14 protein-coding genes are annotated in these 15,586 nt (G+C 72.6%); 7 read left to right on the forward strand and 7 right to left on the reverse strand.

The features are described from left to right. Positions 1-99: 99 nt before the first annotated feature. Positions 100-516 (reverse strand): spore wall synthesis regulator SsgD, encoded by a 417-nt coding sequence (gene ssgD / locus AAT21_RS10860; protein WP_046776441.1) that lies wholly within the window; start codon positions 514-516, stop codon positions 100-102. 331 nt (positions 517-847) lie between these two features. On the opposite strand from ssgD, the gene AAT21_RS10865 reads away from it, so the two are divergent. Further along, positions 848-1,909 carry a WD40/YVTN/BNR-like repeat-containing protein gene (locus AAT21_RS10865; RefSeq protein WP_327152729.1) on the forward strand — a complete coding sequence of 354 codons (1,062 nt, stop codon included), beginning with the start codon at positions 848-850 and terminating at the stop codon, positions 1,907-1,909. Between the two features lie 193 nt (positions 1,910-2,102). Here the strand turns inward: AAT21_RS10865 and AAT21_RS10870 are convergent, their stop codons facing one another. Beyond that, entirely contained in the window at positions 2,103-2,402 is a 300-nt protein-coding gene (locus tag AAT21_RS10870; protein ID WP_030965206.1) for a YciI family protein, read from the reverse strand. Positions 2,403-2,428: 26 nt separating this feature from the next. On the opposite strand from AAT21_RS10870, the gene AAT21_RS10875 reads away from it, so the two are divergent. Beyond that, positions 2,429-3,106, forward strand: a complete 678-nt coding sequence (locus AAT21_RS10875) for an endonuclease V (RefSeq protein WP_046776443.1) — start codon at positions 2,429-2,431, stop codon at positions 3,104-3,106. Between the two features lie 12 nt (positions 3,107-3,118). Here AAT21_RS10875 and AAT21_RS10880 read toward each other — a convergent pair whose 3' ends face one another. Then, the gene (locus AAT21_RS10880; protein ID WP_046776444.1) at positions 3,119-4,318 is read right to left on the reverse strand and encodes a saccharopine dehydrogenase family protein; all 1,200 of its coding nucleotides are present in this window, start codon (positions 4,316-4,318) and stop codon (positions 3,119-3,121) included. 142 nt (positions 4,319-4,460) lie between these two features. After that, positions 4,461-6,068 carry a PKD domain-containing protein gene (locus AAT21_RS10885; protein ID WP_046776445.1) on the reverse strand — a complete coding sequence of 536 codons (1,608 nt, stop codon included), beginning with the start codon at positions 6,066-6,068 and terminating at the stop codon, positions 4,461-4,463. Between the two features lie 343 nt (positions 6,069-6,411). Between AAT21_RS10885 and AAT21_RS10890 the strand changes: the two genes are divergently transcribed. The 5 genes from AAT21_RS10890 (at position 6,412) to AAT21_RS10910 (ending at position 13,252) form a co-directional block, all read left to right on the forward strand. Beyond that, complete coding sequence (locus tag AAT21_RS10890) at positions 6,412-7,563, forward strand: CaiB/BaiF CoA transferase family protein (protein ID WP_046776446.1); 1,152 nt, start codon at positions 6,412-6,414, stop codon at positions 7,561-7,563. Then, positions 7,563-8,588, forward strand: a complete 1,026-nt coding sequence (locus AAT21_RS10895) for an LLM class F420-dependent oxidoreductase (RefSeq protein ID WP_046776447.1) — start codon at positions 7,563-7,565, stop codon at positions 8,586-8,588. The genes AAT21_RS10890 and AAT21_RS10895 overlap by 1 nt, the downstream gene beginning before the upstream one ends. A 12-nt stretch (positions 8,589-8,600) precedes the next feature. Next, the gene (locus AAT21_RS10900; protein WP_046776448.1) at positions 8,601-9,743 is read left to right on the forward strand and encodes an acyl-CoA dehydrogenase family protein; all 1,143 of its coding nucleotides are present in this window, start codon (positions 8,601-8,603) and stop codon (positions 9,741-9,743) included. Between the two features lie 79 nt (positions 9,744-9,822). Then, positions 9,823-11,037 (forward strand): acetyl-CoA C-acetyltransferase, encoded by a 1,215-nt coding sequence (locus AAT21_RS10905; protein ID WP_031157883.1) that lies wholly within the window; start codon positions 9,823-9,825, stop codon positions 11,035-11,037. A gap of 43 nt (positions 11,038-11,080) precedes the next feature. Then, positions 11,081-13,252, forward strand: coding sequence for a 3-hydroxyacyl-CoA dehydrogenase NAD-binding domain-containing protein (locus tag AAT21_RS10910; protein ID WP_046776449.1), 2,172 nt, complete (start codon positions 11,081-11,083; stop codon positions 13,250-13,252). Between the two features lie 139 nt (positions 13,253-13,391). Here AAT21_RS10910 and AAT21_RS10915 read toward each other — a convergent pair whose 3' ends face one another. From AAT21_RS10915 to AAT21_RS10925, 3 genes are all read right to left on the reverse strand, one after another. Next, positions 13,392-14,063 carry a maltokinase N-terminal cap-like domain-containing protein gene (locus AAT21_RS10915; RefSeq protein WP_046776450.1) on the reverse strand — a complete coding sequence of 224 codons (672 nt, stop codon included), beginning with the start codon at positions 14,061-14,063 and terminating at the stop codon, positions 13,392-13,394. Positions 14,064-14,114: 51 nt separating this feature from the next. Beyond that, on the reverse strand, positions 14,115-14,567 hold the full coding sequence (locus tag AAT21_RS10920; protein WP_107081291.1) for an SRPBCC family protein: 453 nt from the start codon (positions 14,565-14,567) through the stop codon (positions 14,115-14,117). Positions 14,568-14,841: 274 nt separating this feature from the next. Then, positions 14,842-15,570, reverse strand: a complete 729-nt coding sequence (locus AAT21_RS10925; protein ID WP_046776451.1) for a MerR family transcriptional regulator — start codon at positions 15,568-15,570, stop codon at positions 14,842-14,844. Positions 15,571-15,586: the final 16 nt, after the last annotated feature.

Consider the following 15,586-nt stretch of genomic DNA (forward strand, 5'->3'; position numbering starts at 1 on the left):
TGGGGCGTCAACGAAGCTACGGGCGGCGAGCGACCGCCCGCAAACGATTTACGGCCGTGGTGATCGCAGCGGGGATCACCGGCGGGATCGCCGTGCAGGTCAGCAGGTGTCGCGCATCAGCTCGGCCAGGCTGTGGTCCATGTCGAGGTAGAGGTGCTCCAGGCCGGGCGGGACCACGGCCGCGGCCCGCTCCAGGAAGCGGTGCAGGTCGGCCGTCAGCATCAGCACGATCGCGACCCCCTCCACCGCGTGGAACTCGATCGTGGTCCGGTCCCCGTCGTACGGCCGCACGCGCACGTCGCCGCAGCCGGACGGGCGGTCCAGCCCGGACTCCAGCAGTTCGCGCGAGAAGGTCCACGAGACCTCTACGCCCTCCAGGGTGGCCGGGGCGGGGAAGGCCATGCGCACGGCGAAGGGATCCGCCCGGTCGTAACAGAGGGTGACGGGAACGGTCTCGACCTTCGGCGCGGTTGCGACCAGACGGGCCTGCGCGGCCTGCTCGATGACAGTGATCAAGGCTCACTCCCTTGAGGCGGATCTGCTGCCGGACGGTGGGGGGGGAGCCCGGCAACCCGATAGACGCCGGAATCGGCAAATCCGTGCATGGGGGTTCGAGTGAGCTGTGTCACCGAATGGCCGGAACCTTTCTGTGTGATCGCACAGAGTGACCGGGTGGGTGGAGGTGCCCGAAGGCGGGCCGGTGCGCCGAGCGGGGGCGGGGAGCCCCGGAGAAGGGCCGGTTGTCGCTCACCCGACCGGCGGAACGCAGGCCGGGACGCCCTCTGGACGGCGGTTCCGGGGTGCGTTAGCTTCCGGCGCCATGAGACCTCTGGATGTTGGAATTGGCATGTGCGCGGCAATCCTGGCGGCCGGGGTGCTCGCCGGCCCCGCACACGCCGAAGAGCAGGACCGGGCAACGGACTTACGGGCGGACGGCTGGGCCCTCAAGGAGACCGGTACGACGGCCCGCTTCCGCGGACTCGCCGCGGTCAGCCGGACCACGGCCTGGGCCGCCGGCTCCAAAGGGACCGTGCTGCGCACGCTCGACGGCGGCCGCAGCTGGCAGGACGTCTCGCCGCCCGGCGCCGTCGCGGACCAACTCGAACTGCGCGACATCGAGGCCTTCGACGCCCGGCGAGCGGTGGCCCTGTCCATCGGTGAGGGCGAGGCCTCCCGGGTGCTGCGCACCGAGGACGGCGGCGCCACCTGGACCGAGACCTTCCGCAACCCCGACCCGCGCGCCTTCTACGACTGCCTGACCTTCTTCGACGCCCGGCACGGGCTGGCCATGAGCGATCCGGTGGACGGGAAGTTCCGCATCCTCGCCACGGACGACGGCGGCCGCCACTGGCGCGTGCTGCCCGGCGAGGGCATGCCCGCGGCGCTGCCGGGCGAGGCGGGCTTCGCCGCCAGCGGCCAGTGCCTGGTCAGCGCCGGCCCGCGCGACGTCTGGCTGGCCACCGGGGGCGGGGCGAGCGCCCGCATCCTGCACTCCGCGGACCGCGGCCGGACCTGGCGGGTGGCCGAATCCACCGTGCCGGCGGGCGATCCCGCACGAGGCGTCTTCGCCCTCGCCTTCCGGGACCGTACGCGGGGCCTCGCCGTGGGCGGCGACTACCGAGCCGGCCAGGCCTCCCCGCAGGCCGCCGCGGTGTCCTCGGACGGGGGGCGCACCTGGAGCGGGGCGACGACCCCGCCGCCCGCCTACCGGTCCGGAGCGGCCTGGTACCCGTACAGCCGCGGGACGGCCCTCGCGGTCGGACCCACGGGCACGGACGTGACCACGGACGGGGGCCGCAACTGGCGGCCGCTGGACGCGGGTTCCTTCGACACGGTCGACTGCGCGCCCGACACGGGATGCTGGGCGGCGGGGGAGAAGGGCCGGGTCGCCCGGCTGGAACGCCACTGACCCGGAGCCTGCCGCCCGCCGTCCGGCGTGGTGCTGCCTGGGCGGTGTCTTGTCGGTCGGGCCGGATCAGGGGGCGGCTCTGGTGCCATGGGGCCTCCCCAGGCCCGCAGGGCGGAGGGGAAGCGCAAGGCGGACGAGGGAGACGACGCGGAGCGTCGCCGGGGCCCGCGACCCGGCCTGACCGGCAAGACCCCTAGCCGAGCGGGTTCTCCCGGACCGTCGCCAGGTCCGCCGAGGTCTTCGTGGCGATGAACTCGGTGATGCGGTAGGCACAGACGCCCGCGACCGTGAAGGGGTCCTCGGCCGCGATCCTCTCGATCTCGGCCCGGGACACCCCTCCGGCCAGGATGACGCCCCCCTCGCGCGGGACCTTGCGCCCCGACGCGAGGAAGACCCCGGAGGCGTAGTAGCCGTCCAGCCAGGCGATGTGGGCGTCCATCTGCTCCTCGACTGCTTCGAGGGGCGCGGTGTAGGAGAGCTCCATGACGAACATGATCGTCAGGTTACTCTCGGTCCACCATGACGAGTGTGAAAACCCCCGCAGACGAGGCCGAGGCCCGGGCGATACAGGACGAACTGCGCCATCACGTCGTACTCGACGAGTTCGGGCCGCCGCCCGGCCGCGGGCTCGTGACCGGGGTGGACGTCGCCTACGACGACACGCGCGACCTGGTCGCCGCCGCGGCCGTGGTGCTCGACGCCGCCACCCTGGAGGTCGTCGAGGAGGCCACCGCCGTCGGGCACGTCAGCTTCCCCTACGTGCCGGGGCTGCTCGCCTTCCGCGAGCTGCCGACCGTCCTGGCCGCCCTCGACGCCCTGACCGCCGGTCCCGGTCTCGTCGTCTGCGACGGCTACGGCCTCGCCCACCCCCGCGGCTTCGGCCTCGCCTGCCACCTCGGGGTGGTCACGGGGCTCCCCTCCATCGGCGTCGCGAAGAACCCGTTCACCTTCACCCACGAGGAGCCGGGCAGCCGGCGGGGCGACGCCTCCGCGCTGCTCGCCGCCGACGGGACCGAGGTCGGGCGGGCCCTGCGGACGCAGGACGCGACCAAACCGGTGTTCGTCTCGGTCGGGCACAAGGTGTCGCTCGACAACGCCTGCGCGCACGTCCTGGCGCTGAGCCCGCGCTTCCGGATCCCGGAGACCACCCGCCGCGCCGACTCGCTGTGCCGCAGGGCGCTGCGGGAGGCCTCCTGAGCCGGCCCGCCGTCAGCGGGCGTCGGCCACCCGGAAGGTGATCCCCGCCTTCTGCAGGCGGTGGATCAGGGCGTCGCCCATCGCCACGGCGGTCGTCACCTGGCCGGCGGTCTCCGGCAGGGCGTCGTGGGCCAGGCAGAGCGCCGACTCCGCCAGCATCTTCGCGGTCTCCCCGTATCCCGGATCGCCGCCGGACACCTCGGTGAACACGCGCCGTCCGCCGCCCTCGCCCACGAACCGCACGGTGAACCAGCTACGCGCCCGCCGCTCCGCGTCCGGCCCGCGGCCGGGCTCCCACCGGTCCATGAGCCACCGCCGGGCGGCCGGCACCTGGGCCAGCGCCGCCGTCGCGCCCACCGCCGCCGCACCGCCCAGGGCAACGGGCAGGTGCCGGACGGAGGCGTAGTGCCGGTAGCGGAAGTCCGGGCCGTAGCGCTCCAGCGCGGCCGCGGACCGGGCCACGATCCGCGGGTCCAGCGAGGGCAGCGGCAGCGCCCAGGTACCGGTCTCACGGCTGAACCGCGGCGCGCCCAGCGGCCCGCGCGCCCGGCGCCCCAGCAGCCGGGGCTCGTGCAGCCGGCGGGCGTGCGCGGCCGCCAGGGTCTGGGGGCCGCGGCCCAGCGCCGTCAGGGCGGAGGCCAGGGTCCCGCCGGAGAAGAACGCGTTGGACCGCATGAACCCGTCGACCGTCAGCGGGAGTCCCTCCGGCAGCTGCCGGACCGTGAAGTACGCGCCGAGGTCGGCCGGGATCGAGTCGAAGCCGCACGCGTGGACGAGCCGGGCCCCGGTCTCGCGGGCCCGCGCGTCGTGCTCCAGGTACATCCGGTCCACGAACTCCGGCTCGCCGGTGAGGTCCACGTAGTCCGTGCCCGCCTCGGTGCAGGCGGCCACGAGCTCGGCCCCGTACCAGATGTACGGCCCCACGGTCGTGGCCAGCACCCGGGTGGACATGGCCAGTTCGCGTACGGCGGCGGCGTCCTGGGCGTCCACGCGCAGCAGCGGCAGCGCCGCGCACGCGGGATCGACCGCGGCCAGCCGCTCGCGCAGCCGCTCCAGCTTCGCGAGGTCCCGGCCGGCGAGCGCCCACCGGCAGCCGGCGGGCGCGTGCGCGGCGAGGTACTCGGCGGTCAGCGCCCCCACGAACCCGGTCGCGCCGAAGAGCACGACGTCGTAGGCCCGTGCCGGCCGGTCCTGCGGGACCCCTGCGTTCATGAGAGCTCCTCCAGTGGGTGTCGGGTGGCCGAGGATAGGGGGTGCGGCCCGAACGGACGACGGCGCCCCGGGAACGGCCGTGCAGCCGCGCCCGGGGCGCCGTGTGGTTCACCTGGCGGTGGATGGTTCACCTGCCGGTGGATCAGCCCTGCTGGTAGAGGCCGAAGATGTCGACGATGAGGTCGATGTCGTCCCAGCCGCGGTTCCAGACGTCGATGATGCCGTTGCTGCCGGTGCTCGCCTGGACCAGGTTCGGGACGGTGGCGCCCTTCGTCCAGTTCAGGTTGGAGGAGTTCGGCGGCGTCGGCCACTGCGCCGTGCGGTTGATGTAGTCGTCCAGCGAGTTCGGGTCCGGGGTGACCGTGAGGTACCCGTCGCCCTGGGTGTTGGTGACCGTGGAGTTCAGCACGAAGCCCGTGATGCTCGGGTCGTCGTAGGCCAGCGGCATGTAGATGTATTCCTGGCCCCACAGCGGCCCGTAGACGGGGTCGTTGGGGTCACGGGTGTCGACCAGGCGCTCCGGCGTGATCGGCCGGAAGGCGCTCTTGCTGTCGGTGCTGTAGTAGCCGACGACGTCGACGATGACGTCGACGCCCGCCCAGGCGCCGTTGAAGACGCTGATCTTGCCGTCCTGGCCGACGGGGACGATGACCGAGTTGGCGATCGTCTGGCCGGCGGTGAAGTTCAGGTTCGACGCGGTCGGGGTGGCGCCGCCGCCCGGGAAGACCGACAGGTGGCCGGCCTCCTTCGGGTTGGTGACCGTCACGTTCAGCGCCACGGCGCTGATGCCCTGGGGCACGCCGCGCAGGCCGCTGATCTGGGTGGAGAAGGTCTTCCGGCCGCCGAGCTGGGCCCGCGTCGTGCCGAGGCCCTCGCGGGTGTCGACGAAGCGGGACGGGGTGATCGGCGTGTAACCGCTGGAGGCGGTCGTGGAGAAGTAGCCAGTGACGTCGGCGATCAGGTCGACGGGCATGCCGCCGCGGTTGGCGATCTCGACGTAGCCGTTCTTGCCGACCGGCACGATGACCAGGTTCGGGACGGTCTGACGGGCCTTGTAGTTGACGTTCGACGTGGTCGGACGCTGGGTGCCCTCGGGGAAGGCGGTGATGTGGCCGTCGGAGGAGGTGTTGGTGACCGTGATGTTGAGCACCACGGCGGTGACGCCGACGGGGATCGAGCCGTTGCCGCCGATCTTCACACGGGTCGAGCTGTACGGCTGGACCATGCCCTGGAGCGCGCCGGTCCCGTTGCGGGTGTCCAGCAGACGGGTCGGGGCGTACGGGGTGAAGTCCGAACCCTCGGTGACGAAGTTGACCTCGTTGACGGCCGAGAGGTTGTTCGCGGCGTCCGTCACGGTGACCTTGACCGTGTAGGAGCCGACCTCGGCGTAGGTGTGGGCCGTGGTCCGCTCGTCGGAGCCGTAGGCCTCGAAGGTGTCCTGCTTCTTGTCGCCCCAGTCGATGGTGACCTTCAGAGGGGTGTCCACGCTCATGATGGTGGTGTCCACCTCGATGCCGTGGGCCGTGGTGCCGTAGGCGGCGACGCCGACGGCGAGGTCCGCGTTGGCGTTGACGGACTGCACCTGCGGGGCGGTGGCCGCCCCGGTCTTGGCCGGCGGCAGGGCCGTGCGGACCGTGCGCTCCGCGGGACTGGTGAAGGCGTGGCCCTTCGCCTTGGCGTCCTTGCCCAGGTCCAGGTCAGGCTTGGTGGTGCCGCGCGCGTCCGGCTTGGCCGGGTCGGCCTGGGCCACGCCCGGGATGAGGCCAACGCCCGCCGCGAGGGCGGCAACGGAAATGACAAGACGGCGACGACGCACCGGTCCCCCAGATATCTGATTGAAAGCTTGATCAGCTCGAAAGCGTGTTCAGAGTACAGACTCCCGGAACGATCTATCAGGGGGTGGGCCCTTCGATTTCGCCGCCGCCCCGGGGCCCGGATACGCCCATGTCGGCCGATCCCGGCGGAGCCCGGCCCGGGGGCTTGTGCTCGGTGGAACACGTTCCTAGCATCACCGGTGTTACATCAGTTGTGTCACACAGCCGCACACCAGGCACACCAGGCATACCAAGCACACCGCAGACGCTGGGGGCTCGATGGCAGTGACAGGGAACGGGACCGGGGCGGCGAGCGGCAACGGCCCGCTCGCCGGCGTGCGCGTCGTCGAACTGGCCGGCATCGGCCCGGGGCCGTTCGCCGCCATGCTCCTCGCCGACCTGGGAGCGGACGTCGTACGCGTGGACCGGCCAGGCGGTGGCGCTCTCGCGGTCGATCCCGCCCACGACATCACCAACCGCGGCAAGCGCTCCGTCCTCCTCGACCTCAAGTCCGCAGACGGGCCCGCCCGCGTCCTGGACCTCGTCGAGCGGGCCGACGTCCTCATCGAGGGTTTCCGTCCCGGCGTCGCCGAACGGCTCGGCGTCGGCCCGGCCGACTGCCACGCCCGCAACCCCCGCCTCGTCTACGGACGGATGACCGGCTGGGGCCAGGAGGGCCCGCTCGCGCACACCGCGGGCCACGACATCGCCTACATCGCCGTCACCGGCGCCCTCGGCATGATCGGCAGCCCCGGCGAGCCTCCGGCGGTCCCGGCCAACCTGGTCGGGGACTACGCGGGCGGCTCGCTCTACCTGGTGATCGGCGTCCTCGCCGCCCTCCAGCACGCCCGGGCCGCCGGCACCGGCCAGGTCGTCGACGCGGCCATCGTCGACGGCACCGCGCACCTCACGGCCATGATCCACGGCATGATGGCGGCAGGCGGCTGGCAGGACCGGCGCGGCGCCAACCTCCTCGACGGCGGCTGCCCGTTCTACGGCACCTACGAGACCTCCGACGGCGGGTACATGGCGGTCGGCGCGCTGGAGCAGCAGTTCTACGACACCTTCACGGAGCTCCTCGGCATCGCCGGCCGGGCTCCGGCCCGCAAGGACATCGCCCGCTGGGGCGAGCTGCGCGAGGCCGTCGCCGCCCGCTTCCGGACCCGAACACGCGCGGAGTGGACGGCGGTCTTCGAGGGGAGCGACGCCTGCGTGGCGCCCGTGCTCTCGCTGCGCGAGGCCCCCGGCCACCCGCACCTCGCCGCCCGGGGGACCTTCACCGACGTCGGAGGGACCGTGCAGCCGGCCCCGGCGCCGCGGTTCTCCGCGACCCCGGCCGCCGTCACCGGCGGACCGGCCCTGCCGGGTGCGCACACCGAGTCGGTGGCCGCCGACTGGGACGTACCGGCCCTGCTCCCGAAAGAGGCCTGATGGAACTGTCGATGATGCTGGACTACGCGGGCGACCCGCGGCGGGCCGCCGACGAGGCGGCCGCGCTGGAGTCCGCCGGCCTCGACGCCGTCTGGGTGGCCGAGGCCTGGGGCTTCGACTCCCCGACGATCATGGGCTACCTCGCCGCCCGCACCGAGCGGCTGAGGATCGGCTCGGCGATCATGAACGTCTACTCGCGCACCCCCGGCCTCATCGCGCAGACGGCCGCCGGACTGGACGCCGTCTCCGGCGGCAGGGCGCTGCTCGGCCTCGGCGCCTCCGGACCGCAGGTCGTCGAGGGCTGGCACGGGAAGCCGTACGACAAGCCGCTCGGCCGCACCCGGGAGACGGTCGAGCTGTGCCGGCGCATCTGGCGCCGGGAGACGATCGACCACCACGGCATCACCGACATGCCGCTGCCCCCGGAGAAGGGCGGCCGGCACGGCAAGCCGCTGAGGATCCTGACCCGGCCGGTGCGCGACAGCATCCCCGTCTACATCGCCTCGCTCGGCCCGGCGAACGTGCGGCTGACCGCCGAGATCGCGGACGGCTGGCTGCCCACGCTCTTCATCCCGGAGAAGGCCGCGTCCGTGTGGGGCGGCCCGCTCGCCGAGGGGGCGGCCGGGCGTCCGCCCGAGCTCGGTCCGCTCCACACCGTCGCGGGCGGCCTGCTCGCGATCGGTGAGGACGCGGCCGCCGTACGGGAACGCGCCCGCCCGCAGATCGCCCTGTACGTGGGCGGCATGGGCGCGGTCGGCAAGAACTTCTACAACGACCTCGCCGTCGCCTACGGCTACGGGGACGCGGCCCGCCGGATCCAGGAGCTCTACCTCGCCGGCCGCACGCGGGACGCGGCGGCCGCCGTACCGGACGAGTTCTGCGAGCTGATGACCCTGTGCGGGCCCGAGGGCTACGTGCGCGAGCGTGTCGAGGCCTTCCGGGAGGCGGGCGTCACCATGCTCAACGTCACCCCCGTCGGCCCCGAGCCGGCCCGCCTGATCGAAACCGTCAAGAACTGGCTTTGAGGAGCCCTTGCGATGAAGCGCCTGATCTTCGACGCCGACCACGAGGCGTTCCGTGAGACCGTCCGCACCTTCCTCACCAAGGAGGTGCTGCCGCACTACGAGCAGTGGGAGAAGGACGGCATCGTCAGCCGCGAGGCCTGGCGGGCCGCCGGCCGCCAGGGCCTGCTCGGGCTCGCCGTCCCGGAGGAGTACGGGGGCGGCGGGAACACCGACTTCCGCTATGCCGCCGTGATCGCCGAGGAGTTCACCAGGGCGGGTGCGCCCGGACTCGCCATCGGCCTGCACAACGACATCATCGGGCCGTACCTGACCTCGCTCGCCACCGAGGAGCAGAAGCGCCGCTGGCTGCCCGGCTTCTGCTCCGGCGAGACCGTCACCGCCATAGCGATGACCGAGCCGGGCGCGGGTTCCGACCTCCAGGGGATCCGGACCACGGCCGAGGACCGCGGCGACCACTGGGTGCTGAACGGCTCCAAGACCTTCATCTCCAACGGCATCCTCGCCGACCTGGTGATCGTGGTGGCGAAAACGACTCCCGAGGGCGGGGCGCACGGTCTGTCGCTGCTGGTCGTCGAGCGCGGCGCGGAGGGCTTCGAGCGCGGCCGCAACCTCGACAAGATCGGCCAGAAGGCGCAGGACACCGCCGAGCTGTTCTTCCACGACGTGCGCGTCCCGAAGGAGAACCTGCTCGGCGAACTCAACGGCGCCTTCGTCCACTTGATGACCAATCTCGCGCAGGAGCGGATGGGCATCGCCATGGCCGGGATCGCCGCCGCCGAGCACCTGCTGGAGATCACCACCCAGTACGTGAAGGAGCGCGAGGCCTTCGGGCGTCCGCTGTCCAAGCTCCAGCACATCCGGTTCGAGATCGCGGAGATGGCCACCGAGGTCGCCGTCACCCGGACCTTCCTCGACCGGTGCATCACCGACCACTCCAACGGCGAGCTGGACCACGTGCACGCCTCGATGGCCAAGTGGTGGGCCACCGAACTGCAGAAGCGTGTGGCGGACCGCTGCCTGCAACTCCACGGCGGCTACGGCTACATGACCGAGTACCGGGTGGCACGGGCCTTCACCGACGGCCGGATCCAGACGATCTACGGCGGCACGACCGAGATCATGAAGGAGATCATCGGCCGGTCCCTCCTCAGCTGACCCCATCCCACCCGCAGCCCCGCCGAGGACCTGCCCAGGACCTTCCCAGGACCCTCCCGCACACCGAAAGGCTTGACCAGTGAGCACCGAAGCTTACGTATACGACGCGATCCGCACCCCGCGCGGCCGCGGCAAGGCCAATGGCTCCCTGCACGGCACCAAGCCGATCGACCTCGTCGTCGGACTCATCGACGCCCTGCGCGAGCGCAACCCCGGCCTCGACCCCGCCACCATCGACGACATCGTGCTCGGCGTCGTCGGCCCGGTCGGCGACCAGGGCTCCGACATCGCCCGGATCGCGGCCATCGCGGCCGGGCTGCCGGACACGGTGGCCGGCGTACAGGAGAACCGGTTCTGCGCCTCCGGTCTGGAAGCCGTCAACCTGGCCGCCGCGAAGGTCCGTTCGGGCTGGGAGGACCTGGTCCTGGCCGGCGGCGTGGAGTCCATGTCCCGCGTCCCGATGGCCTCGGACGGCGGCGCCTGGTTCGCCGACCCGATGACCAACTGGGACACCGGGTTCGTCCCGCAGGGCATCGGCGCGGACCTGATCGCCACCATCGAGGGCTTCTCCCGGCGCGACGTCGACGAGTACGCGGCCCTCTCCCAGGAGCGCGCCGCCGCCGCGATCAAGGACGGCCGCTTCGCGAAGTCCGTGGTCCCGGTCACCGACCGCAACGGCCTGGTCGTCCTGGACCACGACGAGTTCGTCCGCCCGGGAACCACCGCCGACACCCTCGCCAAGCTGAAGCCGTCCTTCGCGGACATCGGCGAGCTCGGCGGGTTCGACGCCGTCGCGCTGCAGAAGTACCACTGGATCGAGAAGATCGACCACGTCCACCACGCGGGCAACTCCTCCGGCATCGTCGACGGCGCCTCGCTCGTCGCGATCGGCTCCCGCGAGGCGGGGGAGCGCAACGGACTCACCCCGCGCGCCCGGATCGTCTCGGCGGCCGTCTCCGGCTCCGAGCCCACCATCATGCTCACCGGCCCCGCCCCGGCCACCCGCAAGGCCCTCGCCAAGGCCGGCCTCACCATCGACGACATCGACCTCGTCGAGATCAACGAGGCCTTCGCCGGCGTCGTCCTGCGCTTCGTCAAGGACATGGGCCTGTCCCTCGACAAGGTCAACGTCAACGGCGGCGCCATCGCGCTCGGCCACCCGCTCGGCGCCACCGGCGCGATGATCCTCGGCACGATCGTCGACGAGCTGGAGCGGCAGGACAAGCGCTACGGGCTCGTCACCCTCTGCGTCGGCGGCGGCATGGGTGTCGCCACCATCGTCGAACGCCTCTGAACCGTCCCTGTCCCCCGACCCCTCCGACACGGAAGTAGCGAACATGAGCGAGTCCACCACGATCCGCTGGGAACAGGACGAGACCGGCGTCGTCACCCTGGTCCTCGACGACCCGGGCCAGTCCGCCAACACCATGAACCAGGCCTTCAAGGACTCCATCGCGGCCGTCGCCGACCGCGCCGAGGCCGAGAAGGACTCCATCCGCGGCATCATCTACACCTCCGCCAAGAAGACCTTCTTCGCGGGCGGCGACCTCAAGGACATGATCCGGCTGCGCCCCGAGCACGCGCAGCTCGCCTTCGACACCGGTACCGAGATCAAGCGCTCCCTGCGCCGCATCGAGACCCTCGGCAAGCCGGTCGTCGCCGCCATCAACGGCGCCGCCCTGGGCGGCGGTTACGAGATCGCCCTCGCCTCGCACCACCGCGTCGCCCTCGACGCGCCCGGCTCCAGGATCGGCCTGCCCGAGGTCACCCTCGGCCTCCTCCCGGCCGGCGGCGGCGTCACCCGCACCGTACGCCTCATGGGCATCGCCGACGCGCTGCTGAAGGTGCTGCTCCAGGGCACCCAGTACAGCCCGCAGCGCGCCCTGGACAACGGCCTGGTGCACGAACTGGCAGCCACGCCCGAGGAGATGCTGGCCAAGGCCCGCGCCTTCATCGACGCCCACCCCGAGTCGCAGCAGCCCTGGGACGTGCCCGGCTACAAGATCCCCGGCGGTACGCCGTCCAACCCGCGGTTCGCCGCGAACCTCCCCGCCTTCCCGGCCAACCTGAAGAAGCAGCTGAACGGCGCCCCCTACCCGGCGCCGCGCAACATCCTGGCCTGCGCCGTCGAGGGCTCCCAGGTGGACTTCGAGACCGCGCTGACCATCGAGGCCCGCTACTTCACCGAGCTGGTCACCGGACAGACCGCCAAGAACATGATCCAGGCGTTCTTCTTCGACCTCCAGGCCGTCAACGCCGGCCGCAGCCGCCCGCAGGGCGTCGAGCCGCGCCGGGTCCGCAAGGTCGCCGTCCTCGGCGCCGGCATGATGGGCGCCGGCATCGCCTACTCCTGCGCCCGCGCGGGCATCGAGGTGGTCCTCAAGGACGTCACCGCCGAGGCCGCCGCGAAGGGCAAGGCGTACTCCGAGAAGCTGCTCGACAAGGCGCTGTCGCGCGGCCGGACCACCGAGGCGGGGCGCGCGGAGCTGCTCGCCCGGATCACCCCGACCGCCGACGCGGCCGACCTCGCGGGCTGCGACGCCGTCATCGAGGCCGTCTTCGAGGACACCGCCCTCAAGCACAAGGTGTTCCAGGAGATCCAGGACGTCATCGCCCCCGACGCGCTGCTGTGCTCCAACACCTCGACCCTGCCCATCACCGGGCTCGCCGAGGGCGTGAAGCGGCCCGCCGACTTCATCGGACTGCACTTCTTCTCGCCCGTCGACAAGATGCCGCTCGTCGAGATCATCAAGGGGGCGCAGACCGGCGACGAGGCCATCGCCCGCGCCTTCGACCTGGTCCGCCAGATCAACAAGACCCCGATCGTGGTCAACGACTCGCGGGGCTTCTTCACCTCGCGCGTCATCGGCCAGTTCATCAACGAGGGCGTGGCGATGGTCGGCGAGGGCGTCGAGCCCGCCTCGATCGAGCAGGCCGCCGCGCAGGCCGGCTACCCGGCCAAGGTCCTCTCCCTGATGGACGAGCTCACCCTGACCCTGCCCCGCAGGATCCGCAACGAGAGCCGCAAGGCCTTCGAGGCGGAGGGCCGCACCTGGACCGAGCACCCCGCCGACACCGTCATCGACCGGATGGTCGACGAGTTCGGCCGCCCCGGCCGCAGCGGCGGCGCCGGCTTCTACGAGTACGACGAGTCGGGCCGGCGCACCCGCATCTGGCCGGGCCTGCGCGAGCACTTCGCCGAGCCGGGCCACGAGGTCCCCTTCGAGGACCTGAAGGAGCGGATGCTCTTCTCCGAGGCCCTGGACACCGTCCGCTGCCTCGACGAGGGCGTGCTCACCTCGGTCGCCGACGCCAACATCGGCTCCATCATGGGCATCGGATTCCCGGCCTGGACCGGCGGCGTCATCCAGTACATCAACGGCTACGAGGGCGGGCTCACCGGCTTCGTGGCCCGCGCCCGCGAGCTCGCGGAGAGGTACGGCGAGCGGTTCACCCCGCCGGCCTCCCTCGTGGAGAAGGCCGAGCGCGGCGAGACCTACGCGGACTGATTCCGTACGGACGCCCCCGGGCCCGCGCGTCGGGTCCGGGGGCGTGTGCGGGCCGGGGGGTGTCCTGCGGGCCGGGGCGTGTGCGGGCCGGGGGTGTCCTGTGGGCCCGGGTCGTCGTGCGGCCTGAGGCCTTCCGCCGTCAGCGCCCGGACGCGGCCAGGTGGGCGAACGGACCGTGCTGCCGGGCGCCGTCCGGGGCGGACCAGTCGGCCAGCACCCGTCCCGTCGCGCCGTCCCCCTCGGGAGCGGGCCCCGGCCGGAGCACCCGGCACAGCGTCAGGGTCGACACCGGGCCCTCCTGCATCAGAGGGCCCACGGTGACGAGGCTCGCGTCGTCGGTGTCCGTCACGGTCCCCGGACCGGTCAGGCCCTGCGGCACCCCGGCACCCTCCCTGCGGACCTCCACCGTCGGGTCGGGGGCGTTGCTCGCGTTCTGGTCCTGGGCGGTGGTGAGGCCCGCCAGCAGGGCGAGCAACTGCTCGACCAGGACCACGTCGTGGGTCCCGTCGTAGATCCAGCGACGGCCCAGCACACCGTGCTCGGAAGTGCCGATCAGGCCGTCCGCGGCGGACGCCAGCGGTAGCCCGCGGTAGGTCATCGGGACCTGGTAGGTGACCGGGGAGTCCCCCGAGGTGTCGGTGACCACCATGAACTCGATGCCCACCTCGCCCTCGGGATCGTCGAGCCGGAACCCGCCCGCCTTGGCGAGCAGCGGCGCGTCCCCGCCCCGGTACCAGGGCCTCGACGGCAACCAGGCGGCGAGCAGTTCGAGCTTGCCGGGTGACATGGTGGTGCGGTGAATGACTGCCATGATCCATAAACTACCCGGGCGGCGCGGGTGCCGACCGGCGCCCGGGCCCGGTCACCGGGGAGCGGCCACGGGGTGTTCCCGGACGGCGATCCTGGCCAGTTTCGTCAGCATCATGCCGTTGCGCACGGCGACGAGGTAGTCCACCGGCAGCCCGTGCATACGGGTACCGGGACCCCGCAGCGGATGCCAGTCGAGGGTGAAGAGGGTGTTCCCGCCCCACGGGGCCAGGTTCATGGCGATGCGGGCCGCGCCGAAGGGTTCGGCGCGCGCCTCCAGCTCCAGACGCCGCTGCGGTTCGCAGACGCGGACGACACAGGTGTCGTCGAGGGTCAGCGGGCCGGCGCCGACGCGGACCCGCAGCCGGGCGCCCACGTCGGGCCAGTGCGGGTCCGCGGCCAGGACCTGCCGGGTTCCCGTCACCCACTCCCCGTAGCGGCGCCCGTCGGCCAGGAGGCGCCAGACGTCGGCGGGCGGGCTCAGGATCAGACGGCGGTTGCGCGCCACGGCGGTCACGGTCCTTCCGGTCGGTGGCCGGGCCGTCGTGCCGCCCGGCCCACCCCCACCCTCACGCCGCGCACCCGCCCCCGCAGTCCGGCAGACCCGAACGGCTGTCACGGATGACCGTCACGCACGGCTGCAACGGACGCGGCCGGGCCAGTCCGGCGCCCGACTCGGACCCGGCGCCCGACTCGGACCCGGCGCCCGACTCGGACCCGGACCCCGGCCCGGACCCGGACCCCGGCCCGGACCCCCCGGCTCGGACCCGGACCCGGAGTCGTCACCCGGACTCCGGGGCGAAGGCCGCCCGCAGTTCCTCCCGCAGCGACCGCTGGAAGGCCGTCACCAGCGCCTGCACCACCATCGGCTGCATGTGCGCCGACAGCGCCTTCATCGACTCCACCCGCTCCGGGTCGCTCTCGCCCTCGGTGAACGGTCCCCACACCTCGTCCCGGAACAGCGCCGTCAGCTCGTGCGCCGCCGACCGGGTGTGCTCCACCAGCACCTTGCGCGCCGCCAGGATCGTCTCGTGCGCGATCGGTACGTCGAGCAGCGCGACCCCCAGCCGCAGCAGTCCCACGTCCACCCGGAACCCGTCCCCCGAGGGGGCGAGCACGTTCATCGCCGTCAGCCGCCGCACGTCGGTGTCCGACAGGCTTCGCCCCGCCCGTCTCTCCAGTTCCTCCCGGGAGACCTCCTGGGCCGCGTCCGGCGCCCAACTGGCCACCATGGCCCGGTGGATGGCGAGATCGTGCGCGCTCAGGTCGTCGGGCAGGGCGTCCAGATAGCGCTCGATGGCGGACAGGGTCATGCCCTGGTGCTGGAGCTCCTCGATCAGGGCCAGCCGCGACAGATGCTCGGGCCCGTAGTGCCCCACCCGACGCGGACCGATCACGGGAGGGGGCAAAAGCCCGCGGGTGCTGTAGAACCGTACCGTGCGCACGGTGACGCCCGCCCGGGCCGCCAGCTCGTCGACGGTGAGCATCGGCCCGCCTGCCCGGTCGGCCATCGTCTGCGCCTCGCTC

Origin of the sequence: Streptomyces yangpuensis, assembly GCF_001005295.1 — a bacterium.
GTDB classification, from domain to species: Bacteria; Actinomycetota; Actinomycetes; order Streptomycetales; family Streptomycetaceae; genus Streptomyces; species Streptomyces yangpuensis.

Coding starts and splice junctions, on each gene's coding strand:
- AAT21_RS10865 (WP_327152729.1), top strand. CDS start 848: ATGTGCGCGGCAATCCTGGCGGCCGGGGTGCTCGCCGGCCCCGCACAC.
- AAT21_RS10870 (WP_030965206.1), bottom strand. CDS start 2,402: ATGTTCGTCATGGAGCTCTCCTACACCGCGCCCCTCGAAGCAGTCGAG.
- AAT21_RS10875 (WP_046776443.1), top strand. CDS start 2,429: ATGACGAGTGTGAAAACCCCCGCAGACGAGGCCGAGGCCCGGGCGATA.
- AAT21_RS10880 (WP_046776444.1), bottom strand. CDS start 4,318: ATGAACGCAGGGGTCCCGCAGGACCGGCCGGCACGGGCCTACGACGTC.
- AAT21_RS10890 (WP_046776446.1), top strand. CDS start 6,412: ATGGCAGTGACAGGGAACGGGACCGGGGCGGCGAGCGGCAACGGCCCG.
- AAT21_RS10895 (WP_046776447.1), top strand. CDS start 7,563: ATGGAACTGTCGATGATGCTGGACTACGCGGGCGACCCGCGGCGGGCC.
- AAT21_RS10900 (WP_046776448.1), top strand. CDS start 8,601: ATGAAGCGCCTGATCTTCGACGCCGACCACGAGGCGTTCCGTGAGACC.
- AAT21_RS10910 (WP_046776449.1), top strand. CDS start 11,081: ATGAGCGAGTCCACCACGATCCGCTGGGAACAGGACGAGACCGGCGTC.
- AAT21_RS10915 (WP_046776450.1), bottom strand. CDS start 14,063: ATGGCAGTCATTCACCGCACCACCATGTCACCCGGCAAGCTCGAACTG.
- AAT21_RS10925 (WP_046776451.1), bottom strand. CDS start 15,570: ATGGCCGACCGGGCAGGCGGGCCGATGCTCACCGTCGACGAGCTGGCG.